This window comes from Anaerocolumna sp. MB42-C2 (genome assembly GCF_030913705.1).
Classification (GTDB): Bacteria; Bacillota; Clostridia; order Lachnospirales; family Lachnospiraceae; genus Anaerocolumna.
The window spans coordinates 5,494,206-5,519,124 of the sequence record NZ_CP133190.1; the positions used below are offsets into that span (position 1 = coordinate 5,494,206).

General features: G+C 38.7%; 12 protein-coding genes and 1 pseudogene. 12 read left to right on the forward strand and 1 reads right to left on the reverse strand.

Features of this window, described 5'->3' with window-relative positions; genetic code table 11:
* Nucleotides 1–44: 44 nt before the first annotated feature.
* Nucleotides 45–971 (reverse strand): glycosyltransferase, encoded by a 927-nt coding sequence (locus RBU59_RS24265; protein WP_330698396.1) that lies wholly within the window; start codon nucleotides 969–971, stop codon nucleotides 45–47.
* A 153-nt stretch (nucleotides 972–1,124) separates the two neighbouring features.
* Between RBU59_RS24265 and RBU59_RS24270 the strand changes: the two genes are divergently transcribed.
* The 12 genes and pseudogenes from RBU59_RS24270 to RBU59_RS24325 form a co-directional block, all read left to right on the forward strand.
* Nucleotides 1,125–2,894: a hypothetical protein gene (locus RBU59_RS24270; RefSeq protein ID WP_308145052.1), complete on the forward strand. Its 1,770-nt coding sequence runs from the start codon at nucleotides 1,125–1,127 to the stop codon at nucleotides 2,892–2,894.
* A 362-nt stretch (nucleotides 2,895–3,256) separates the two neighbouring features.
* Nucleotides 3,257–4,069, forward strand: a complete 813-nt coding sequence (locus tag RBU59_RS24275; protein ID WP_308145053.1) for a hypothetical protein — start codon at nucleotides 3,257–3,259, stop codon at nucleotides 4,067–4,069.
* Nucleotides 4,062–4,637 (forward strand): TetR/AcrR family transcriptional regulator, encoded by a 576-nt coding sequence (locus RBU59_RS24280; RefSeq protein ID WP_308145054.1) that lies wholly within the window; start codon nucleotides 4,062–4,064, stop codon nucleotides 4,635–4,637. Before RBU59_RS24275 ends, RBU59_RS24280 begins: the two co-directional genes overlap by 8 nt.
* An 83-nt stretch (nucleotides 4,638–4,720) precedes the next feature.
* Nucleotides 4,721–5,071, forward strand: a complete 351-nt coding sequence (locus RBU59_RS24285) for a VOC family protein (RefSeq protein WP_308145055.1) — start codon at nucleotides 4,721–4,723, stop codon at nucleotides 5,069–5,071.
* 98 nt (nucleotides 5,072–5,169) lie between these two features.
* A complete protein-coding gene (locus RBU59_RS24290) occupies nucleotides 5,170–5,412 on the forward strand; it encodes a zinc ribbon domain-containing protein (protein WP_308145056.1) in 243 nt (80 codons plus the stop codon).
* 464 nt (nucleotides 5,413–5,876) lie between these two features.
* Entirely contained in the window at nucleotides 5,877–12,290 is a 6,414-nt protein-coding gene (locus tag RBU59_RS24295) for a GH92 family glycosyl hydrolase (RefSeq protein ID WP_308145057.1), read from the forward strand.
* 191 nt (nucleotides 12,291–12,481) lie between these two features.
* Nucleotides 12,482–13,630, forward strand: coding sequence for a YibE/F family protein (locus RBU59_RS24300; protein WP_308145058.1), 1,149 nt, complete (start codon nucleotides 12,482–12,484; stop codon nucleotides 13,628–13,630).
* A gap of 17 nt (nucleotides 13,631–13,647) precedes the next feature.
* Nucleotides 13,648–18,378, forward strand: coding sequence for an S-layer homology domain-containing protein (locus RBU59_RS24305; protein ID WP_308145059.1), 4,731 nt, complete (start codon nucleotides 13,648–13,650; stop codon nucleotides 18,376–18,378).
* Between the two features lie 379 nt (nucleotides 18,379–18,757).
* Complete coding sequence (locus tag RBU59_RS24310; RefSeq protein ID WP_308145060.1) at nucleotides 18,758–20,371, forward strand: response regulator; 1,614 nt, start codon at nucleotides 18,758–18,760, stop codon at nucleotides 20,369–20,371.
* Between the two features lie 82 nt (nucleotides 20,372–20,453).
* Nucleotides 20,454–21,926: a sensor histidine kinase gene (locus RBU59_RS24315; protein ID WP_308145061.1), complete on the forward strand. Its 1,473-nt coding sequence runs from the start codon at nucleotides 20,454–20,456 to the stop codon at nucleotides 21,924–21,926.
* Between the two features lie 294 nt (nucleotides 21,927–22,220).
* Nucleotides 22,221–23,252 (forward strand): ABC transporter substrate-binding protein, encoded by a 1,032-nt coding sequence (locus tag RBU59_RS24320; RefSeq protein ID WP_308145062.1) that lies wholly within the window; start codon nucleotides 22,221–22,223, stop codon nucleotides 23,250–23,252.
* A gap of 168 nt (nucleotides 23,253–23,420) precedes the next feature.
* Nucleotides 23,421–24,911 (forward strand): annotated as a pseudogene (locus tag RBU59_RS24325) (sugar ABC transporter ATP-binding protein); the annotation flags it as partial.
* Nucleotides 24,912–24,919: the final 8 nt, after the last annotated feature.

The following is a 24,919-nucleotide window of genomic DNA, read 5'->3' on the forward strand; positions in this document are numbered from 1 at the left end:
GTATTACACCTCCACGAGCCTGCAATTAAATTTATATAAATTATTTAATTTGCATTATTAATATAGTAATTAAAATTTTCCATTGCCCATTCGCTGTTATATATATGATCTATTGAGGAAGCAATATCATTTGCCGAAGCACAGTATACCGGACGGGCGCCGCTATTAAGATCTGTTATGGTTTCTTCAAATTTCCACTTATAATTTCTTTTGAATTCTTCGTTTTTATACAGCTTATTGTAATTAGAAAAACAGGTTTCCGTAATTTTATTAAAGGTGCACTGAGAATTGTAGGGGCATGTGCTGCATTCCATTGTTTGAGGCATTTTAATACTTATATTTGTCATAAATCCGGATTTGAAAGAAGTATAATTATTGACACGATTGGATAATTCAATATCACCATAATAATTTTCTTCACACCAATATCCAATTTCATTAATAAGTTCAGGCCTTAAGCACATTAAACTGCCGGGTATATAATTCTGTTCTATGTTAGGGGTAGTATTATCCAGCTCTAAAAAAAAGACACTGTCTTTTACTTTAGGGGTAACCGGAGGAAGCTGGTCCGTATAAGGCAGCCCCCGTTGTACTCCAAGCAATCCCACTTCAGGAAAAGTTTCAAACACTTTAAGAAAACGGGATATCCAATCTTTTGTTTCAATATAAACATCATTATCGACCGTTATAAAATACTGATCCGGTCTTCTTTTCAAGAGATTTATATTCAATGCATAAATTTGACCATAATTAAGAGTTATGCGTGCTTTTGACATAATACGGCTGTCTTTTAAACTTTGGATATATTGCCATGTACCATCGGTTGAATTATTATCGATAATGTGCATTTCAAAATCATCACTGGATTCTAGAATTGAAGTTAAATTCTGAACAGTTAAACCTAAGCGGTTAAATGTAACATAACTTAAAAGCGGAGGTAACATAATAACCTGACCTTTCGTTATAAGCATATCATACCTCTATTTTATGTTAATACGTTTAAATTGCTACTGATTATGAATCTACTTTTTAAAACTGCCGCATATATTATAAATGTATAACTATACCTGCTGATATGAAATCTGAAATTATTTATAAAAAATTATGATACGAGGTGATGGTTGGTGAAAATAAATAGTATTCGAATAGATAAATCAGCATATGAACCGAAAGCCTTTCAGAACAAGCTAAAAACAGAACTGAAATTAAATGAGAAATCGGATACCGGCACAGAAAATAATAGTGGTTGTGTTATTGAAGAAGTAGACTGCGCAAGTTCTATTACCTGCCTTGCAACTATGGAATACAAATATATAGTACAGAGTAAGCCAGTTAGGAAAAGATTAAAAGCCGATGACACGAAACATACAAGCACAGAGAAGAACTTAAAAAACGGCCCAGGGGCCGGGCAGACCAAAATGGGAGCAAACGGAGGTAATACAAATCAAAAGAAAGAGAATAAAGGAGCTCCGGATAAAAATACTACGAGTAATAGTAATACAAATAAAGGCGGTATGAGTATTGGCAATGCTAAAACAAGTCAAGTTAATACCAGTAGTAACAATACCCATAAAAGCATTAATAAGAGTAACACCAATAAGAGTAATATAAATAAGGGTAATGCCAATAAGAGTAACGCCAATAAGAGTAATACAAATAAGGGTAATACCAATAAGAGTAAAACAAATAAGAGTAATGCCAATAAAAGTAATACCAATAAGAATAATATAAATAAGGATAATGCCAATAAGAGTAATATTAATAAGGGTAATACAAGCAAGAGTTATACAAGTCAAGGTAATACAAGTAAAAGTAATATTAATCAAGAAATCTCCGGTAAAGAAATTCTAAATAAAAATCCATTCAATGATGCCGGGAAAAACAATATTACCAATGAAATCGGCAGCCAGGAATATGAAGATAAAGCTGTTGAAAATATTAATGCAAAAGAGACCTTGCCAGAAGAAAAGTGTGTTATCGAAGAAGTAGATTGTAAACTTTCTCTTATCGGTATCGGATATGAAGAGAAAGAGGATGAAATAGAGGATGAAATAAATGCAGAGGTAGTCGCAGCAGTAGGTAATGAAGAACCTGAAAAAGATGTTTATATGGATTTAACACCTGATATAAAAGATAGTGAAACCGATCAAAGCAGTAATACATCCATAGATAATATTCAGGAGACACCGGAGGACCAAAAAATAATCAGTTCGGTTAATCCCGTAGATGAACAGGAAAAGCCTGATATCATCCAATATACCAGCAACAGTATTATTGATAAAATATTGGAATACCCGGAAGATAAAGAAGATACAAAAGCAGTACAGGAAGTGAAAGCAGTACAGGAAGAAAAAGCAGTGCAGGAAGAGAAAATAATACAGGATGAGAAAGCTGCTTTGGATACAAGTGTAAAGGAAGATGAAATAAGCGGGAATAAGAGTAATGATCTTATAGAAGAACTGCCAATGAAAGAAAATAAAGAGAAAAGCCACGAGTTAAGTAAAGACATGATAAAAGAAAATAGAATATTATTACGTATGAAACCATTACATAAAGAGAATATATTAGGGTATATAAGTCTCCTTGCTTTATTTGGATTATTTGGTATTTTTACCGAAAATAAAGTTTTCCTCGGTTTCTGGGCATTCGCTTATTACTTCAGGTTCTTTTATGTAAAATCGGGTGAAACTTTTAAAATTATTATTGCGAAAGCAGCAAATTTAGGCTTTATATCAGGAACGGCAGTTTCAATCCTTTCCATGGTGTTTTATGCAATACTTCATAATATACAGATATATAATATTGGAATGACAATCGGAGTGATTGCCTCCATTCTGGTTTTTACTATTATGCAGGCATTTTATGAAAAAAAATTAAAGTCACATAAAAACTAGCAATAAAAGCTTTTCACCGAAACGATTTTTATAATAAATAAAGAAAAAGGATGTTGTACATTTGAAGATTTGATGTACGAAACTTAAATGGAGTATTTAAGTTTCGCAGCTTATCGATTCTGATAATTACAATATCCTTTTTTATTGAGTATTGTAAGGTTAGGGTGTCTAAAGGTTATCAACCTGTATTTTATGAATATATATACGCTGATATTATTCATTCAAAAAGCAAATTGATCTTTTGACATTCGAATCCATCGTAATTAAATAATAAATTTATAATTGACAAATTAATAGATCGACATTATAATGAGTGCAAAGTCAATGAGTAATTACTCATTAAATGAATGGGTGGTATTATTATGAAAGAAAGTACAGATATAATGAAAGAGATTACCCCAATATTTAATAATCCGGAGAATTATGCAAAAATCGAAGAATATCTTTATATGAATTCTAATCTGCCGGGTCCAAGAGGAAATCTTACCCTTGCCGACAAATTTGCCGGATTTTTTAAAACTGCTTCAGTCAGGCAGGAATTAATTGACTATTTATTTCTATGGGCGAACATATCGGAAGAAACGGCTCCTGTAAATGACCCGATAGAATATCTTCCTTTTTGTGCAATTCTGGCATTAGGTGCACATTATTATTATGCAGAGGATAACACCAAATTAAAAATCATGGAACAATTAAAAAAAGCTATGAGCGATAAGAGATGGAGGATACGTGAGGCCGTGGCAATGGGGTTTCAGTATATTGCAGAAATGGATTTTGAACCTGTCAGATTCTATTTCACGAGATGGTATACGGATTCCAATTACCTGGAAAAACGGACATTTCTTGCAGCTTTGGCACATCCACCCATACTTAAAGACAAAGACATTGTCCGGTTCAGTCTTAATATGAGTGATGCTATCTTAAAAGAACTAATATCCTCCGGCGATGAAAATCGTAAAACAGAGGAGTTTAGTGTGTTATCAAAAGGACTTCAATACTGCTTAAGTGTATTTGCTGCAGAATTACCGGAGGAGGGGTTTCAGTTATTGAAAAACTATGCAGATTATAAAGATAAGGCTATCAATAAAATAATAAAAGCGAACCTCTTAAAAACCCGTTTAACAAAGAAATATCCTCAGAGAGTTAAAGAGATTTTGGAGGTGATTAATGAATAAAAGGCAGATGCAAAAAGAAGCTACCAGAAAATTGATATTAAAAGCAGCTTATCAGATTTATGCACAAGAAGGCTTTGGGGCATCAACTAAAACGATTGCCAAGGAAGCACAGATAGCACATGGTAGTATATTTGTACATTTTCCAACGGTGGATGAGCTTAAAATAAGTCTTTTAGAGCAGTTTGGCAGGGACATAAATACGCGTCTTCATGAGTTAGCAGCAGATGGAAGCTGTCTTGAAGAGGTATTAAATGCTCATATTAATGTATTGAGTGAACATGAGGAATTTTATAAAAGGCTGATAACGGAAAGCAGTCAGCTGCCGGAACAGGTGAAATATGTGTATGTATCCATACAATCGACGGTGTCGTTTCACCTAAGCCAGGTGATCGAAAAATATCAAACAGACGGAAAAATTAAAAAACTTCCTATGTATTTTATATTTAATTCCTGGATAAGCCTTTTGCATTATTATCTCTCCAACCAGGATTTATTTGCACCGGAGGGTTCTGTTCTTATCAGGTATCAGGAGGAACTGGTTCATAATTTCATAAAGATGCTGGAATAGAATACTAATAAGAGATTTGGTTTTGAATAGGATGATATGTGATTGTAAACAAATTATTGAGAGCTATAAGAAAGGAGATAAAGATGAAGACATATGATAACTTTTTTGTACCTGTTAATAATCTGGTACAAGCAAAAGATTTTTATCAGAAAGTTCTTGGTCTTTCTTTGAAATTTGACTTTTCAGAGAAAGGTATGGTTGCTGTGCAGGTAGGTAATGAGGAACCTGCAATTATATTGAAAGATACACATCATTTTCCAGATGCAAAACCTGCTATTTGGTTTGAGGTAGATTGCGTGGAAGATAAATATCAATCTCTTAAAGAAAAAGGTGTAACTTTTTTAGGAGAGCCATACAAGATTGGTACGGGACATGCTGTCGAGTTCGAAGACATATTTGGTAATCGCCTTGGAATTACGGATTACCTTTTATGATAGCAGTTTAATAAATATCTTATTAGGAAGTGAGTAACTTTTTAATGCTTAAATACTAAAAAGCGTTTCATAATTAAGAAAGTATTGGAGATAAAATAATGAAAGTATGTATTTCTTGCGGTATGCCATTGAAAAATGCGGAGGATTATCCTCTTAAAGATGAATCAAAGGATTATTGCGTTCATTGCGCCCATGCCGATGGTTCTATGCAGTCCTTTGAGGAAAAAAAGAGTAGTATGTCAGAATTTATTATGAAAACACAGGGACTGGATCGTGTTGTTGCCCATAAGGCAGCAGAAGAATTAATGCGAAAACTTCCGGCTTGGGAGAAGTATTTTTAGGATGGTATTTATTTAAATCATATGAAAGTTTATTATTAGGCTCTTGAATTTGGGATATATTACTTACTATCTCAATTCGGGAGCTTATTTTTATTTCATAGGAAAGTTCTCCGAACTTCCCTATGAAATAAAAGCCCGAGCGGCGGGATGCGCATGACGCGCTATTGGAAGTTGTCACTAAAGTGACAGCGCGTCAGCGCTAGAGTCTGGCGAGCCAGACTCTTCTTATGAATCATAAATTTACATTATATATAATGATTCGCCCGACAAAAGCCCTCTCAAATTATATAACATGAAAGCAGGTAGGTATAATTTTTTCATTTACAAGAAATTTACCTCCTTACGACAAAAGAATTACGGAATTGTGATAGCAGGGGAGGGGGAATTTCTATAAACTTGAAATGCATTCCAATTATGTAATTAAAACACAATAAGATTGGCAATATGAAAAATAAGGAGGCATTATGAAAAACAGGAAAGCTAGAATATTGGCTGGAGTAGTGGCGGCAATCATGCTGGTAACCAATGTGAATTTGGGCAGCTTTCAGTTAAACGAAACGTCTAAAGTGTATGCAGCAGGAGATTCTTCCGATGAAGAAGACTATACGGCCTACGCCGACCCCTTTGTCGGAACGGACGTTGATTTTGGACAACTGTTTCCCGGAGCAGTCACTCCCAATGGACTTGTAAAACTAAGTCCGGATACTTACCCTCATAATACGGATGATCATGCAGGATATGATTACAGCAAAACCCAGATAGAAGGATTTTCCCACACCAGAATAGAAGGAGTCGGTGGACAGGGAGCAGGCGGGGACATTTTATTAACCCCGACCTATGTCCAGTATGACAGTAAACCAACGGCAGCTTCCAGGGCACAAAGCTACAGTCATAATAATGAGTCTGCCTCACCAGGGATTTATTCGGTAGAACTTACTCCAAAAACCGGGACGGGTACAAATTATAAAGATGATACCGGCATTGGTAAAATCAAGGTAGAGTTAACTGCCAATACGAGGACAGGTTATCATAAATATACCTTTCCTAAGGACGGGAGAGTCTCTTTAGTGGTAGACCTAAATTATACCTATCACGGAACTGATATCAGGAATGCAGTGCTTAATGTGGAGCAGTCAGGCGGTATAACTGCTGTTTCAGGCAGATTCAGCGGAAGAAACGTCTCCGGACATGGTAAATACACTATGTATTTCTACATGGAGACAAGCCAGCCGGCAGCAGAAGTGAAAACCTGGCTTAATTCTGCTCTGACAGATGTACAAAGCCAGGAGGGAAACGATATTGGGGCCGTGTTGTCCTTTGATGCTAAGGCATCGACGCCACTTCAAATAAAGGTCGGTGTCTCACCGGTCAGCAGTGTGCAGGCGAAAAAAGATATGTATAAAGAAATGTCAGACTGGGATTTTGACGCAGTTTATAATAATGCCAAAGCAGCCTGGAATGATGTACTAGGAAAAGTAAAAATAGAGAATTCTGCTGTCAGTGATCCGGACGGAAAGCTTAAGAAATTATTTTATACTCATTTGTATCATATGTTCACTACACCGGTGAATGCCACAAGTACTGACGATACTTTCCGGGCAACCGACTTAAAGGTTTACAAAGCAGATGATTATACCCATTATGATTCCTGGACCTTATGGGATGACTTCCGAAAATATCCCATTATCGGTCTGGTCCTTCCGGAAGTGTATAAAGATTATATCCGTTCCATTGCCGATACCATGGAATACGGAATCGGTACATGGGGGTTGGATACCCAGACGGTCCCGACAGTCCGGACCGAACATGCTGTCGCACTTTTAGCCGACGGAGTGGCGAAAGGGTTTGATGATATTGACAATTTGGAAAGTGCGTATGAAACGGCAAAAAATATAGCCGACGGTACGGTTGACAGTACAGCTGAGAGATTGGGATATATTAAGGGCAGAGTCGACAGAACCGTGGAAGCCTCTTATGATGACTGGGCGATTTCCCTATTGGCAAAAAATCTGGACAACGCAGAGGATTTTAATAAATATCTCGGACGCTCCTTTTTTTACAAGAATCTGTATAAAGAGGATGCAGTTACGGCCTCCGTTAATGGAACAGACACTAACATGGGGTTATTATGGCCAAAAGACGCGGCTGGTAATTTTATGAGCGCCAATCCGGAAGCCTACGGCGATAACAGTTTATATCAGGGAACACTATGGCAATATACCTGGTGGAATTCCAATGATGTAAACGGATTATTGGATTTAATCGGCAGTAAGGAAAAAATGGCCCGGGAATTGCATTATCTGTACGGAATGCAGGATCCGGGCAACGGAAGACGAATGTTACATACCAATTCCAATGAAATTGACCTGCACACACCATATTTATTCAATTTTGTCGGGGAACCCTATAATACCCAGTACTGGGTAAGGCAGATCTATACGGGAAAGACATGGAACCGCTACAGCGGGACAGGGGAGTACAATCCACCTGTCTATGACTATGTTTATAAATTGGATCCTCAGGGATTTTTAGAGACCATGGATGATGATGCCGGAACAATGGCTTCCATGTATGTAGCTGCCGCCATGGGATTATTTCCGATGGCACCGGGGGATACAACCTATCAGATTGGAACGCCTTTTTTTGATAAAGTAACGATTGACGTCGGGAACGGGAAACAATTTGTCATTGAAGCGGATAACGTATCTTCCGATAATTATTACATTCAGTCAGCTACCTTAAACGGAAAAAACTTTGATCGGACCTGGATCGACTATTCGGAAATTATACGGGGTGGTACCTTGAAATTCCAGATGGGTTCTTCGTCTTCCGACTGGGCAGTGGAGGGGATAACAGCGTTATCTTCTTCCGACCTTACAGATACGAAAGTCTATGATACCAAAGATATGCTCAGTTATTCCGCAACAACGATTTTTGAGTCTGACCGGAATGACGGCTCTGTTGATGATACCATTACCATATCCTTGCAAAATACGGATACAGTAATGGTGGGAGAAGAGAATGAAGATTTAATCTCCTCAGGAAGAGTGACGGTAAGTAATGTACCGGAAGGGCTTACGGCAAGTGCTGTAAAACTGGATGACACAAGCATTCGGATAAGTTTTTCGGGAAATGCGGTCAATCATAACAAGGATGACAGTATTGGAAATCTATCTGTCAGCCTGGATGATTCCTTATTCAGTAAAGTCATTATAAGTAAGCGGAAAGAAAAATCAAATATTAAAATCATGTTTCGGGATGATACCATTACCTTTGACACGGACCGTTTGTATGAATCTGCCGACAATGACGGTACCTTAGAAGGAACTGTTATCGTTAGTTTATCGGGAAACGGTACATTTGATGGTGCTGACGGAGAAGATTTTATTGCGGATGGGAAACTATATTTGTCGAATCTTCCGGACGGATTATCCGCCGGTGCGGTAAAAACAGGAGAGAAACAGCTTGAACTTACCATATCCGGACAAGCAAAAGAAAATGAGGCCGATGTGGATGATTTGGGGATCACCTTTGAAGATTCAGCATTTTCAGGGGCGGCGGCTTCTGAAATAAACGGTTCCAATTATGGAGGTATGAAATCTCTTATACTCGATTTTGCTCCGAACTGGGAGGAACGCCTGGCGGAAATGATAGAGGAAGGCAGGCAAATCAACCCATCCGATGTTACGGCCAACAGCTTTTCTGCTTTGAAGGAGGCTTTGGAAAACGGTCAGGAGATTCTTGATCAGGGCGGAGCAGCGGAAAGTGAATACCGGGATGCCTATGAGACAATCATTTGGGCCCTGGATGGCCTTGTATACAGTCAGAGTGTCTTAAAACAGCTGGAAGCTGAACAATATACCATATGGTCGGGCGGAAATGATTTAAAAACAGAAACCAGCCAGGATAGCAGCGGGATTTCCCTGGGCAATCTGGGAGGAACCTATGACGGAGCCTGGATCGGGTTTGAAAAACTAAACTTCGGAACCGGTAATATAGCTTCCTTTACCGTTCGTTATGTAAATAACAGCAGCCGCTGTGCCGCAGATTCCGCAATGGAAATTCACTTAGGGAGCCCGGATGGGGAACTGCTGCAGACAGTATCCTTAAGCCCCAGTGGAAGCAGCTGGAATGCGTATACCTCGAAAACGGTAGAACTGGATCACCCTGAAAAACTTACCGGAACCGTGGATGTTTATTTTGTATTAAAGGGCACCGGCGCGGTTGGGAGCGGCACTGGGCAGGTATTTGCCGCAAATCTGGACTGGATGAAATTTAATGCGGCCACTACTTATGGAATATATCAGGCGGAAAATTATTCTTCCTGGTCGGCAGGAAATCTGAAAACAGAAACCAGTACGACATATGAGGGTGAAAGTCTGTCTAATATCGGCGCTACCTACGACGGAGCTTGGATTTCCTATAATCAGGTATTATTCGGTGGGCAAGGACTTGGTAAAATTGCTATCCGTTATGCAGGAAATACGGGAAGGTGCGGAGCAGATGCACGTATAGAACTTCATCTGGATTCACCGGGAGGAGAATTGATTGATACGATTCCCATTGCACCGACGAATCCTGACTGGTCGCATTATGTTACCGCCGAGAAAGAACTGGCAGGTAAAGTAACCGGCTTGCATGATATATACCTTGTGATGCGTGCTGCGACAACAGGTTCCAAACCATATGTAGCGAACCTTGACTGGTTTTCTTTGATAGAGGCGGAAAGCGACAGTGTGGACAAGTCAGAATTACAGTTCTTATATAATTTTTATGCAGACCTGTTAAATCAGGAAGACAAATATGAAGCTGCCTCCTTTACCGCTTTTAAAGAAGCAATGGTTCAAACAAAGAAAATACTGGATTCCGTTCAGGCTACGAAAGAAGAAGTGGAACAGATGACGGCTGTCTTACAGGAGAAGAAAGCGGCACTGATTGCTTTAAATTTACCGGGGGAACCGGCAATCACACCGGATCATGTCGTTTTCGACAAATATACGGGTTCCATAAACTATGGGGACAAAACAGTAATGATTACAGAAGGTGGTACCTTAACAGGCATTAATAACGGGTCGGATACTTTGTCCTCAGAATCCGATTATACGGTAACCGGCAGTGCGGTCACAATATATTCCCTATATTTAGAGACTTTGAAAACGGGTACCACGGAATTATCTTTTCAATTTTCTGACGGAACTGCTAAAACATTAACAATTCTGGTGACAGATACCACACCGAGACAGGAAGAAGCGGATTCGGTTATCAGTCCGGTTACGGCAGTTTTTAATAAATATAAAAAATCTTCGGATCATAAAGATGTCGTTGTAACCATGACACTAAACGGTAATACTTTAACCAATATAAAAAACGGGACGGATATTTTAGCGGAAAGGGATGATTACACAGTAAGCGGCAGTGCGGTTACGGTTCATACGACATATTTGGATAGATTGAAAAAAGGTACGGCTTACTTAACCTTTACATTCAGTTCAGGGAAAGACAGCAGTCTGTCTGTCAGGATTGTCGATACTAAACCTTCCTCCCCTTCCTCAGGTCATTCCTCGGGAGCTTCGGGTTCCGTTCCCTCAACGAGGGAATGGGAAATTCCCGTCGTAACTGACAACGGTACTTCTCAGTCAACGGCTGTACGGATTCCGGTATCCAGAACAACATCCAATGACGGAACGGTAAAGGATATAGTACAGCTTAAAGAAACACAGGCTGCCGGAATCATAAAAAATGCGCTGGAAACCAGGAGTACCATAGCGGTCATCGATTTAACCGGGACGTCTTCCGATAAAGCCGACAGTTCGCAGATACAGATTCTTAAGGCAGCGGCGACACTGTTCGGACAGAATAATATTGCATTTACTATTTTAACGGAACAGGCAGGTATGGTACTTCCGGCAAAAACAATGACAGAGATTGCCGGTCAGGATGTATCTCTTACGATTTCTGATGTTAAAGAGGAGTCACAGATAGCAAAAACGAAGGATTTAGCTTTACAGATGGGAGTGGAAAAGATGCTGCATTCTCCAATCCGAATCGAAACCAATTATGCTCTAAAAACACAGATAACACTTCCGATACAAAGCAGTGATCTTCCAACCGAAGGCAGTCAGCTTAAAGAATTTACATCTTCACTGGCAGTACTTGTGGAACACAGCGATGGGGAAATCAGACTTAAAAAAGGAACCATCCAATATGATAAAACTGGAAAGCCGACGGGAATATCCGTCTGGGTGGATAAATTCAGTACCTTTACCCTGGTAAAAACTACGTTTGACGGAACTGTAAAAGTATTGAAAAATAAGCAGATGCCGGATAAAGAGCTGAATGTAAGGTTTGGCCAAAATCTGGATTCTGGGACCGTTTCGGAAGATAATGTATATGTATTGGATTCTAAGGGAAATAAGATAGATGTGACCATAGCGTGTGAGAGAAACAGTATAAAAGTGATACCGGTAAACTATTATAACCCCGGGGAAACTTACACATTTTACATTACGAAAAATGTCCTGTATGAATCCGGTTTACCAATAATAGCACGAAAGTATGAATTTACCATTGGTAATATACTTCTTGGTGGTACGAAAATAAATACTTACCAAAATGTACCGGCAGATAAAATCTGGTCAATTAAATTAGATAAGAGGATAGACATCAAAACTTATAAAAACAAATATGTTACGGTAGTTGACCAGTACTGTAACATTATAAAAGCGGTATCTTCTGTGGTTAAAGACAGCTATATAAAAGTGATACCCCAGGATAAATATAAATCCGGAAATACCTATTACATAATTATTGACGGGTTAAACTTTGATGACGGTACTGCAATGGATAAAGCGGTATGGATTAAGTTTTCCATAAAATAAACAAATAATGATAAGGAGCTGTGACACCTGCCTTACCGGTTGGAGTGTAATGGCTCCTTTTCATTGAGAATAAAATTTTACATAAAATAAATGCAAATATTACCAGAATATAATTCTTTATTTACTTTCACCTGATATACTCCATGTTATATTGAAGATGCAATGAAGCCCGGGAGGATGAAACGAAATATATGAGGTATAAAAGCAAAGGGATTCATATAGTAATAAACGCTGCTATAGTCTTGATAATTATAATTATAACTTGGGGGTTCCTGAATCAGGAAATTGGATATAGAAGATATGAAACTGCAACCCGTTCCTATAATCAGGCTAAAGTACTGAAAATAGACAAGCAGGAACTGGTCATTGAAGGGTCAAATGAATATTTAACAGGGTATCAGGATATTACGGTAAAGTTTATAAGCGGAAAAGAAAAGGGAAAAGAAATAAATATTGAAAATTCAGTGACAGCCACCCATAATATAGTGGCTAAAAACGGGCAGACCTTGATTATCTGTTCTGATATTCCCGAAAATGCGGAGAGTTATTATACGGTATATAATTACTATCGTACGCCGCTTATATGGCTTATTAGCCTTATCTTTTTAGGAATTGTCGCTATGATTGGCGGTAAAAAAGGCATGAAAAGCGGGATAAGCCTTCTGTTTACACTTTTTGTAATCGTATGTTATTTGCTTCCGGCAATGTACCGGGGAGATCCCCCTATATTTACAACGGTAATTGCAGCAGCGTTAAGTACGGCTGTGACCTTGTATTATTTAAACGGTTTGTCTTATAAAACCCTGATTGGAATTCTCTCAACTACTATGGGAATCATTATTGCCGGAATCCTGTTTTTTATCATATCAAAATTACTAATTATCAGCGGTTACCAGACGGATGAGGCAGAATCCCTGATTCTTATCTCTCAGTCAACAGGTTTACAGATAAAAGACATACTTTTTGCAGGGGTATTAATTGCTTCTTTAGGAGCGGTTATGGATGTTGCCGTATCAATAGGCTCATCCCTGTATGAAATTACCAGTCTGAATCCAGCTATCACCGGAAAGGAAATATTTAAATCCGGAATGAATATAGGGAAAGATATGATTGGTACCATGACTAATACCCTGATCCTGGCCTACGCAGGAAGTTCCCTGATGACACTGCTGATATTTATCTCTTATGGCTTACAATATCAGCAACTGCTATCGTCTGATTACCTGGCAATCGAACTGGGGCAGGCAATTGCCGGAAGTGCCGCGGTGGTGATTACGGTACCGGTAGCCTCTGCCTTCTGTTCCTTAGGTTACCCGCATTTTAACAAGAAAACCAGATAACATAATGGAGGATAATCATGAAGAAAATGAAACAATTTCTTTCACTGGCAATGGCAACGATTATGATATTTACACCACTATCTGTCCCGTCAGTGAAAACAAAAGCGGCAGTACAGGATAAAACCGTACTGGCAGGCAGTAATACTACATGGAAATATTTGGATGACAACACAGATCCCGGAGAAGAAGAGAATCCTGCATCCTGGACATTAAATACTTATGATGACGGAAGTTGGAAAAGCGGAAAAGGAAGTTTTGGATCCAAAGGCGGCAGTTCCAAAGAACTTGGAGGCGGGTTTACAGCCGATAATCTTTTGCAACAGTATATGGAAGGAACCACAACGGATATCCCGGCTTATTTCTTCCGGACCACTTTTAACATTGACAGTTTGGATGATTTTAAAGAGCTGACCGGCGAACTGCAGTATGATGATGCTGCCATCGTATATATTAATGGCATCAAGGTTGCCGAGTTTGATGTTCCTGAGGGTGGATTTGATTCGAATATGTCCTATGGAGGTTCCAATGCTTCTAATCCAAGAACCGGTAATTTTACCATAACAAATAATGATATAGCAACAGGGCCCGCCATTGTGACAGGTTCTGCTATAGAAGCAGGTTCGCCCATTCTGGTTGAGGGTGATAATGTAATGGCAGTAGAACTTCATCAGGGACGTGCAAACAGTTCTGATATATTCCTTAAGGTTAACAGTGTTGAACTTATCCGCAACGGTTTACTTACAGACGGATTTGATACTATGGAGGCGGAAAATTGTAGCTCCTGGTCAGCCGGGGGGCTGAAAACCGAGAACAGTACGGATTCTTCGGGAGGAACCCTGACAAATGTAGGAGGAACCTATGACAGTGCATGGCTTCAATATAATGACAGGTATTTTGAGGAAGAGCCCTCTTCCATAACTTTCCGTTATGTCAATAATTCCGGCAGGTGTGCTTCTGATGCCAGGATGGAAATCAGACTGGACGGTACAGACGGTGAAGTGTTACAGACGGTAGAACTTCCGGCCACTGGCTCTAACTGGAACGCTTACTCTATAAAGACCGTAGACCTTACCAACACAGATAGTTATTTAGGAAAACATACTTTATGTTTCGTTATGAGAGGAACAACCGGTACAAATCCCTATATCATGAACCTGGATTATATTAAGTTTAATAAAACCGCTAAAACTGTAATTCAAAAGGCGGTTTCCTTAAATATTGGCGAGAATGAAACAGAAAGAAATATAACCTGGTATGCGGATGATGCTGACCCCGGACATTTACAGCTGGCTTTAAAAAGTGATATGATAGGGGAGGAATTCCCGACTGAAAATTACAGGGAATTTACTGCCGGGGTACAGGCAGCCAATGACACAGGCTTTTACAGTAATCAGTTGACAATGGATGATCTTACGGCAAATACGGAATATGTTTACCGGCTGATAAACAAAAGTACAGTATCGGAAGTTTATAACTTTAAAACCGGAGCTTTAGGAGATTTTTCTTTTCTCCTTGCAGGTGATCCGCAGATAGGTGCCAGCGGATCCAGTGCAAATGACAGCAATGGCTGGGAGAATACCCTGAGGAAAAGTCTAACCCAGTTCACAAATACGGATTTTATAATTAGTGCAGGAGATCAGGTAAATAGTGCAGCCGATGAATCTCAGTATGCCGGTTATTTGAATCATGACGCATTAAGTTCCGTCCCTGTTGCTACAGTAGTCGGCAACCATGATACGTCAAATGCCGCTTATAAGCAGCATTTTAATAATCCCAATGTCAGCTCATATGGAGCATCTACAGCAGGCAGTGATTATTGGTATACATATAACAATGTCCTTTTCTTAAATTTGAATTCCAATAACTTAAGTACGGCAGAGCACAAAGCATTTATGGAAGAGGCAATCAACCTAAATCCGGATGTTACCTGGAAAGTAGTTGTATTTCATCATTCTATTTACAGCGTTGCTAATCATGCCGCAGAAAATGATATACTTCAAAGAAGAGAAGAATATGCGCCGGTATTTAAAGATCTGGGTATTGATGTTGTTCTGATGGGACATGATCATGTTTATGTGAGAAGTTATATGATGGACGGTTTGACACCGGAAGTCGAAAGGAATGCAGACAATTCACCCCTTGCCAGTGTGACGGACCCCGACGGTATTTTATATGTAACGGCTAACTCGGCAAGCGGCAGTAAATTCTATACCATTCAAAATCAGGTATTTCCATATTCTGCAGTACAGTCTCAGGAAAACGTACCTAATATATCAAATATAGAAATATCGCCTACAAGTTTTAAAATAACCACATACCGTATAACCGACATGAGTGTGGTAGATACCTTTGAAATTCTTCACTCCAAGGTATTAACAGGAGTTATAACTCCGGAGAATATTACCGGCGTGGTAAACGGAACTGAAAAAACTGCCCAGGCTTTAGGCCTTCCGGAGACGGTTACTATAACCACCGAGGAGGGAAATTTCCAGGCAGAGGTACAATGGGATGCAGCTTCCAGTTCTTATGATTCATCCAATCGGGAAGAACAGACTTTTACCGTACAAGGTACCGTAATCCTTCCGGTTGGAGTAGGAAATCCGGGCAATATTAGTTTGGATGTTACTATAACTGTTACGGTAGGCAAGGCTTCGCAGGAGTTAAAGTCACTATTAAATATAAAGGAACCGGAGGCAGTAACAGGTATTAAGAATGGAACGGCCAAAACGGTAGAAGCTTTAAGGCTTCCAGGGATTGTAACTCTGGTAACGGACAAAGGAGAAGAGACAGCACAGGTTGTCTGGGATGTGGTTTCCAGTTCTTACGATCCATCCAATAAGGAAGAACAGACCTTTATGGTACAAGGTACCGTAATCCTTCCGGACGGGACAGGTAATCCAAACAATATCAGTTTGGATGTTACTATAACTGTTATGGTAAACAAAGCTTCACAGGAGTTAAATTCATTATTAAGTATCAAGGAACCGGTAGCAATAACAGACATAAAGAATGGAACGGCCAAAACGGCAGAAGCGTTAAGGCTTCCAGAAACTGTAACTCTGGTAACGGACAAAGGAGAAGAGACAGCACAGGTTATCTGGGATGTGGTTTCCAGTTCTTATGATCCGTCAAATAAATCATCACAGACATTTATTATTTACGGTGTTGTTACACTGCCGGCTGATGTAGTTAATACAAGTAATATAGATTTGAGTATTCCCATCAGTGTTACGGTAAAGAAAAAAACCAGCTCATCCGGTGGCAACAGTAGTAATTCAAGCGGTAGTAAGGGGGGAAGTGATTCGGATAACAGTCATTCAGAAAATGAAACAAGACCTCAGAATCAGCCGCATAAACCTGTAACTGAAAATATTACCGTAAAAACCTCTGTAGATAAAAACGGTCTTGCAACAGCAGCGGTATCTGAAACAGCAGTTACAGATGCCATAACCAAGGCAGTATCAACTGCAGGGGAGCAGGGCAAGACAGAGGATGGTATAGAAATTACACTAAGTGTAAGTACTCCGGACACAGCGAAATCTCTGGGAATTGTACTGACTCAGCCTGTTTTAAACAAAATTACCGCAAATAATGTACGAAAACTTAAGGTAGACGGAAAAATGGTTTCTTTAAATTTTGATAAGAAAGCCATAGATGAAATTAGAAAACAAAGTAACGGAAATGTCAATATTAATGTTAAACCGGCAGAGAATTTATCCGAAGAAGCGAAAGCTTATATCAAAGACAGGATTGTATATGACATTGACATAACTTATGTGAAGAGTAAACAGACACAGGCAATCACCAGTCTGGAACAGGGAATGGTATCAATTAGCATACCATATACTCTGTCCGAGGGCAAAGATGCCGGTAAACTGTTTGCAGCATATGTTAATGATAACGGCAAGGTTACTTTACTTACGAATTCAAGCTATGATGCCAATACCTCCAGTATTATTTTCACGACAGGACACTTCTCAGTATATGGTGTGGCATATCAGAAAAAAGCCGGTTCATATACGGATATTGTGAATCACCCAGCCAAAGAGAGTATCGATTTTGTAGCAAGCAGGGATATCTTTAGCGGTCAAACCGATAGTATCTTTGGACCCGAAACAATATTGACCTATGGAACGCTTGCAAAAGCTTTCGCAAAATTAGACGGTGCCGATATCAGTAAATATAAGAGCAGCAGTTTTACAGACCTGGAAAATAATCAATATAAACCGTATATAGAATGGGCATATAAGAAAGGAATTATGACCGGTGAAGATACTAAACGGTTTGCGCCGGACAGGATTGTGACCCGCGAACAGTTTGCGGTTCTTTTGGAAAAGTATGTGAAAGCGTCAGGTTTTACTTTAATAAAAAACAGGGATGCCATAAGCTTTCAGGATGCCGGAAGCATTTCAGGAAACGGACAGGAAGCAGTAAAGGCCATTTTGCAGGCTGGTATAATGGATAAGGAAGATAATAATCAGTTTTACCCATTAAAAGCAGTTACATATGCTGAGGCAGCCCTTGCTCTTCACCGCTATGCAAAACTGGCAATAGATCCTCAGACTGCACAGGGTTGGGCTTTAAATGATGCCTTTCAGAAAATGTATTATAAGGACGGCAAAATTCTGACCGGCTGGCAGAATCTGAATGATAACTGGTATTATTTTTATTCCGATGGTTCTTTGGCTGTTAATACTTGGATTGATATATATCAGGTAGATAATAACGGTAAAAGGGTTTCAAAATAATTTCTGTAAGTAATCAGCTCATCAATACTGAAATAAAGTAAAAAGAGTCAGACCGTTTTAAATGGAAATAAAGGGGAGTTTCCGTTTAAAACGGTTTAAATATAAGTTAATTATATCCAAGAATCCAAAACTGCCCGGTTACCCAAAACCGTGGCAGTTTTTTTAGTTCGACCATACAACAAAGGTAAAATATTACAATAATTAACAAATTATGTATTGAAATATTTGAACTACCGAAATATAATTTTATCAGGGAATAGAACAAATTTTAAACATTAGGGGAGACTAATTTTAGGAGGAGGTTGAAAGCAAAATCTTCTTTTCAACTTCGGATTAACGAATATCCAATTAAAGATGGTTATTCAGGAAAGAGGTTATTATGATAAAAATATTTCTTGTAGAAGATGAAATTGTTGTGAGGGAAGGAATAAAGAATAATATCAACTGGGTAGAGAATGGGTTCTTATTTTGCGGAGAGGCAAGTGACGGAGAATTGGCATACCCTCTGATTCAGAAAGCAAAACCAGACATTGTGATTACGGACATTCGCATGCCGTTTATGGACGGGTTGGAGCTTAGCCGTTTGATTAAAAAAGAAATGCCTATGGTTAAAATCATTATATTAAGCGGATACGGAGAATTTGATTATGCCAAGGAAGCAATTAATATCGGTATAACGGAATACCTTTTGAAACCAATCAATGGAGCTAACTTATTATCCAGTGTAAAAGGGATAGCGGAAATTATAAAAAAAGAACAGGAAGAAAAAGAAAATTACAATAAATTCTTAAAAGATATAAAGGAAAATGAGATAGAAGAAAAATGGCGGTTATTTCATGATCTGGTAAGCAATTCGGATTCGCTTGCTTCTATTCTGGAAAGGGGAAGGGAACTAAATCTGGAATTAACGGCACCGTTTTATAATATAATCCTGCTCCAGATTGGGATTGTCAGAGGAGGCAAAAAGGAACGGGAAACTTATCCGCAAATATGGCAGGAAATTAATGATCTGGCAGAGCTAAAGGGAGATGCCATTTTATTTGACTGCTCCATCGAGGGTAAAGCCATATTATTAAAAGGCAGCAGCCTGGATGAGCTTAATAAAATTCAGGATTATTATATCCGTAGACTCAGAGAAATTTTAGATAGGGCTAACCCGATTTCCTATTTTGGCGGAATAGGGAAAGCTGTAGGACGTCTGGGAGAACTTAGCATGTCCTACTATGAAGCCAGCCGTGCTTTTGCATACCGGTATATCTGGGATATTAATGAAATACTTGACTATGAAACCATACCGAATGGGTATGGTGGTGCCGCACAGGCAATCGATTTTAACATGGAAAATATAAGTCAGTTGGATAAGCGGAAAGTAGAAGCATTTTTAAAAAGCGGTGAAATAGAAGAAGTACATTTTTTTGTAGGAGAATATTTAAAAAGTTTGGGAAATGAGTGTAGAAATTCAATCCTGTTCAGACAATACCTGGTGATGGACATGTATTTTATCGTTACAGGATTTTTGGAGGATTTGGGATATGGAACAGAGGTGATTGATAAACCTTTTAAGGACAGCAGAGAAATGAATATCCAGATTTCATCTCTGGAATTAACCAAAGGATATATCGAGAATATTTTTCTTGAGGCTATGGAAATCAGGAATGAGGTAGCTGACAAACATTACAATGGTATTATTAAGAGGGCAAAGGAATATATCATGGAGCATTATGCCGAGGAGGATTTATCCTTGAATCAGGTGGCAGCCAGAGTTTACATAAGTCCCAGTCATTTTAGTACGGTCTTCAGTCAGAAAACAGGCCGGACTTTTGTGAAATATCTTACGGACATACGTATGAATAAGGCTAAGGAACTGTTAAAATGTACGGATTTAAAAACTTCGGAAATCGGTTATATGGTAGGGTATAAAGATCCTCATTATTTTTCTTATCTTTTCAAAAAAACACAGAATTGTACACCAAAGCAATATCGTTTTTTGTAATGATAATTTGAAATTATATACTAAAAGCGGGGTGATGGCACCAAGTGGATGCAAAAACCCCTTTTTAAGAACGGAGAAACATATGAAAGGATTCTTTATAAAAACTTTTGGGGACCTGAAACTGAATGTAAAGATTCGTTTATATTTTGCAGGAATTATAGCGCAGTTCTGTCTGGTTGCCCTGTTATTATTTACCAACCTGATAAAATATAACCAGGAATATAATCAGATTGTACAGAGCGCAACGACAGCCAGCGGTTTCAGCATCGATTTTAAAAGTGATTTTGACTACAAAATGTATCGAATCATCATAGGAAGTGAAGCTTTTAAGAAGGCAAAACCTTATGAGGATATTGATGCCGCCCAGAGGGTTGCCTTGGATTTACAGCTTGCTGCAAGAACTTCGGGTAATAAGGACCGGGCAGAGGGGATACATAAATTTCTGAATAATTTAAAAAAGCATGTGCATAAAATTGAAGACAATCTAAAAGAAACAGGACACTATGATGAGAACATCCTAATTTTGGATAATGACATCAGGGTACTAACCTCTTTGATACAGGATACAGTGTTGGAATACATATATTATGATACTCTGGATATGGAATCAGTCAGGGTTACCATGGAAAAACAGACGCTTAAAACAGTGGAACTCAGTGTCATTATGCTAACAATTATGATAGGAGGAGCATTGTTTTTTTCAGTTATTATATCAAACAGTATATCCAGACCAATTAAGGAATTAAGCGGTATTACAGGTCAGGTTGCAAAAGGGGATTTATCGGTGCGGTCCCATATTAAAAATGGTGCAGAGGTAAAAGTTCTAAGTGATTCTTTAAATATAATGATCGGAAAATTAAGCGATCTTATCGAAACTGTTAAAATTGAACAGGCAAATTTAAGGGAGGCAGAATTAAAACTATTGCAAGCACAGATCAATCCTCATTTTCTATATAATACCCTGGATACTATTATCTGGCTGGCAGAAGCGGATAAAGGAGAGGATGTTGTGGATATGGTAGGAGCATTATCCAATTATTTCAGAACCTCATTAAGTAAAGGTAACGACAAAATCAGTTTAAAAGAAGAAGAACTGCACGTTCAAAGTTACCTTCAGATACAGCAGTCCAGATATAAAGATATCTTAGAGTACGAAATTGACATACCCGTTGAGTTAGGGGATCACCTTGTTCCTAAGATTACCTTGCAGCCACTGGTTGAAAATGCACTTTACCATGGAATTAAAAATAAAAGGGGTAAAGGGAAGATAATTATAACCGGTGATCAGGATGGCAGAAATATAAGATTATCGGTTAAAGATAATGGTTTAGGTATGTCAGAGGAAAGGCTGAAACAGGTGATCAAAGCATTAAGTAAGAAAGAGAAGGAATCAGAGAAAAATTTTTATGGCTTATATAATGTGAATGAAAGAATCCAGCTATATTACGGAAAGGAATACGGACTTAAAATAAAAAGCATCTATCAGGCAGGTACGGAAGTTGAGGTTATACTGCCGGTTGATTATAAAGTCGCTGCAGAAGCAGTCATAGATTAAATTTTTTAGTTTTTATTAATGTATTTTATTAAATTAAAGCTAATCAGAAAAGGCAAAAATTTCGTAAAAAAATATAATTTATTCGTAAAAAAATGAATCTTTTCCCTAGATAATTATTTGCGCTTCAAGATAACAAAAAATTATAAAATTTCGTCAAAAGATAATGAATTGTATTCTTTATGAAACTTTGTATAAATATAACTGTAACAATAAATCTAGAAGATACATAGATTCCTAACTTAGTTCATATTAAATGGAATTATTTATTTTCTTAATAAGGTGGAGGTATTTTGTATGAAGAGGTTTAAAAAAGTATTAACAGTTTTACTGGCAGGAGTTCTTACCATGTCATTATGGGGCTGCGGGGGGGCTGCAAAACAAACGGCATCAGAACCTGCAACAGAAAGTAATCAGGATAAGACGGCTGGGGATAAGGATCTGATCGTAGTGGGCTATGCTCAGGTTGGGGCAGAGTCGGATTGGCGTACAGCAAATACGAAATCATTTCAGACTACTTTTGTAGAAAAAAACGGATATAAGCTGATATTTGATGATGCCCAGCAAAAACAGGAAAATCAGATTAAGGCTATCCGGAATTTTATTCAGCAGGATGTGGATTATATCGTATTGGCACCGGTTGTGGAAACTGGCTGGGAAACTGTATTGGGTGAAGCAAAAGAAGCCGGAATTCCGGTCATATTGTCCGACCGTATGATTGATGTATCCGATGATTCCCTTTATACCTGCTGGGTCGGCGGTAATTTTATAAAAGAAGGAGAGGACGCAGTAGCCTGGCTCTCCGATTACCTGGATAAACAGGGCAGAAGTGATGAACAGATTAACATAGTTACCTTACAGGGTACCATTGGCTCTTCTGCACAGGTAGGTCGGACGAAAGGTGTTGAGGATAAAATGCCTGAACATAAAAACTGGACCATGCTTGACAGACAAACCGGAGAATTTACTCAATCCAAAGGGCAGGAAGTTATGGAATCGTTCTTAAAATCTTATGATGATATTGATGTTGTAATTGCTGAAAATGATAATATGGCTTTTGGCGCAATTGATGCTATAAAAGCAGCCGGTAAGGTTCCGGGTAAAGATATTATTATTGTTTCCTTTGATGCAGTAAAAGCGGCATTTGAAGCAATGATAGCCGGTGATATGAATGTTTCAGTGGAATGTAATCCGTTACATGGTCCCCGTGTAGCTGAAATTATTCAGAAACTGGAAAAAGGCGAATCAGTTGAAAAGATAGCTTATGTAGATGAGGGTGTATTCCCTGCCGAAACTGCAGCAGATCTGATTGGTTCTCGTTTATACTAAAATAATTACGATATAATTTTAGATTATATAGTTAACACGCAGGGCTGCGGCAAATGATTCCTTAAAAGCACCTGATAGCTGCTTTCAATAGATTAAGGACTTTTGTGCGGCCCTTATTATAGGTCTTGGGAGGTATTTCATGTGAACGGTCAGAAAACAATATTAACTATGAGGCATATAGAGAAACATTTCCCGGGAGTTGTTGCACTCTCTGACGTGGATTTCACTTTAAGAGCCGGAGAAATTCATGCGCTCATGGGGGAAAACGGTGCCGGTAAATCTACCCTGATTAAAGTTCTGACCGGTGCTTACGAATTTGAAACCGGAGAAATTAGAATAGATGGGATAGAACATGGGATTATAAATAATTCGCCACAGGAAGCGCAGATGAACGGAATCAGTACGGTTTACCAGGAGGTAAATCTTTGTTCCAATCTGTCAGTGGCCGAGAACATATTTATCGGCCGGGAACCGAAGAAAAATGGACGGATAGCCTGGAAGACCATATACATCAAAGCGGATGAAATTCTTAAGAGCTTAAATATAAATCTGGATGTTACGAAACCACTGGAGAATTATTCGGTCGCCATACAGCAGATGGTAGCTATTGCAAGGGCGGTGGATATTTCTGCTAAAGTTCTGATTCTGGATGAACCAACCTCCAGTCTGGATGAGTCTGAGGTAGCTAAATTATTTTCCATCATGCGTAAGTTAAAGGAAAAAGGGTTAGGTATTATTTTTGTAACTCATTTTTTAGAACAGGTATATGAAATCTGCGACCGGATTACTGTACTTCGAAACGGCAGACTGGTAGGAGAGTATGAAATTGCTAATTTACCAAGGGTACAGCTGGTGGCTAAGATGCTTGGCAAGGAATTTGATGATCTGGCAGTAATTAAGAATAAGGATAAAAGTGTTGAAAATGAGAAGAAAAAGGATTCTCTTTTAGAAGCGGAGGGTTTGGGTCATATCGGTACCATAAAACCTTTCAATCTGTCTATTCATAAAGGAGAAGTTATTGGTTTATCCGGTCTTTTGGGGTCTGGACGGTCGGAACTGGCCCGCGTTTTATATGGGGCCGATAAACCTGACAGAGGTGAGTTAAAGATAAATGGAAAAAAAACGGTAATCAATGCTCCGATTGATGCCATGAAAGCCGGAATGGCTTATCTTCCGGAGAATCGTATCGTAGAGGGAATTATAGCAGATTTATCGGTAAGGGAGAATATAATCATTGCGCTTCAGGCCAGGAGAGGTTTGTTCAAGTTGATTAAAAAAAGCAACCAGGATGCATTTACGGATAAATACATAGAGTTGTTAAACATTAAAACCGCTGACAGAGAAGTTCCGGTTAAGAAGCTTAGCGGCGGGAACCAGCAGAAAGTAATACTTGGAAGGTGGCTGTTGACGAATCCGGAATTTCTGATTCTGGATGAACCGACCAGAGGTATTGATGTAGGTACAAAAACAGAAATTCAAAAGTTAGTACTTTCCCTGGCAGTGGAGGGTAAGGCGGTTATGTTTATTTCTTCCGAAATCGAAGAAATGTTACGTATCTGCTCCAGAATGGCAATTTTACGGGATGGCAGTAAAGTGGGTGAATTGAGAGAGGAATTACTTAATCAGGATGAGATTATGAAAGCGATAGCCGGCGGCGGAACCACAGA

What these genes read in the sequence shown, in the direction of transcription:
- RBU59_RS24275 (WP_308145053.1), top strand. Translation starts at nt 3,257, where the DNA reads ATGAAAGAAAGTACAGATATAATGAAAGAGATTACCCCAATATTTAAT.
- RBU59_RS24290 (WP_308145056.1), top strand. Translation starts at nt 5,170, where the DNA reads ATGAAAGTATGTATTTCTTGCGGTATGCCATTGAAAAATGCGGAGGAT.
- RBU59_RS24265 (WP_330698396.1), bottom strand. Translation starts at nt 971, where the DNA reads ATGCTTATAACGAAAGGTCAGGTTATTATGTTACCTCCGCTTTTAAGT.
- RBU59_RS24285 (WP_308145055.1), top strand. Translation starts at nt 4,721, where the DNA reads ATGAAGACATATGATAACTTTTTTGTACCTGTTAATAATCTGGTACAA.
- RBU59_RS24310 (WP_308145060.1), top strand. Translation starts at nt 18,758, where the DNA reads ATGATAAAAATATTTCTTGTAGAAGATGAAATTGTTGTGAGGGAAGGA.
- RBU59_RS24280 (WP_308145054.1), top strand. Translation starts at nt 4,062, where the DNA reads ATGAATAAAAGGCAGATGCAAAAAGAAGCTACCAGAAAATTGATATTA.
- RBU59_RS24305 (WP_308145059.1), top strand. Translation starts at nt 13,648, where the DNA reads ATGAAGAAAATGAAACAATTTCTTTCACTGGCAATGGCAACGATTATG.
- RBU59_RS24320 (WP_308145062.1), top strand. Translation starts at nt 22,221, where the DNA reads ATGAAGAGGTTTAAAAAAGTATTAACAGTTTTACTGGCAGGAGTTCTT.
- RBU59_RS24300 (WP_308145058.1), top strand. Translation starts at nt 12,482, where the DNA reads ATGAGGTATAAAAGCAAAGGGATTCATATAGTAATAAACGCTGCTATA.
- RBU59_RS24295 (WP_308145057.1), top strand. Translation starts at nt 5,877, where the DNA reads ATGAAAAACAGGAAAGCTAGAATATTGGCTGGAGTAGTGGCGGCAATC.
- RBU59_RS24315 (WP_308145061.1), top strand. Translation starts at nt 20,454, where the DNA reads ATGAAAGGATTCTTTATAAAAACTTTTGGGGACCTGAAACTGAATGTA.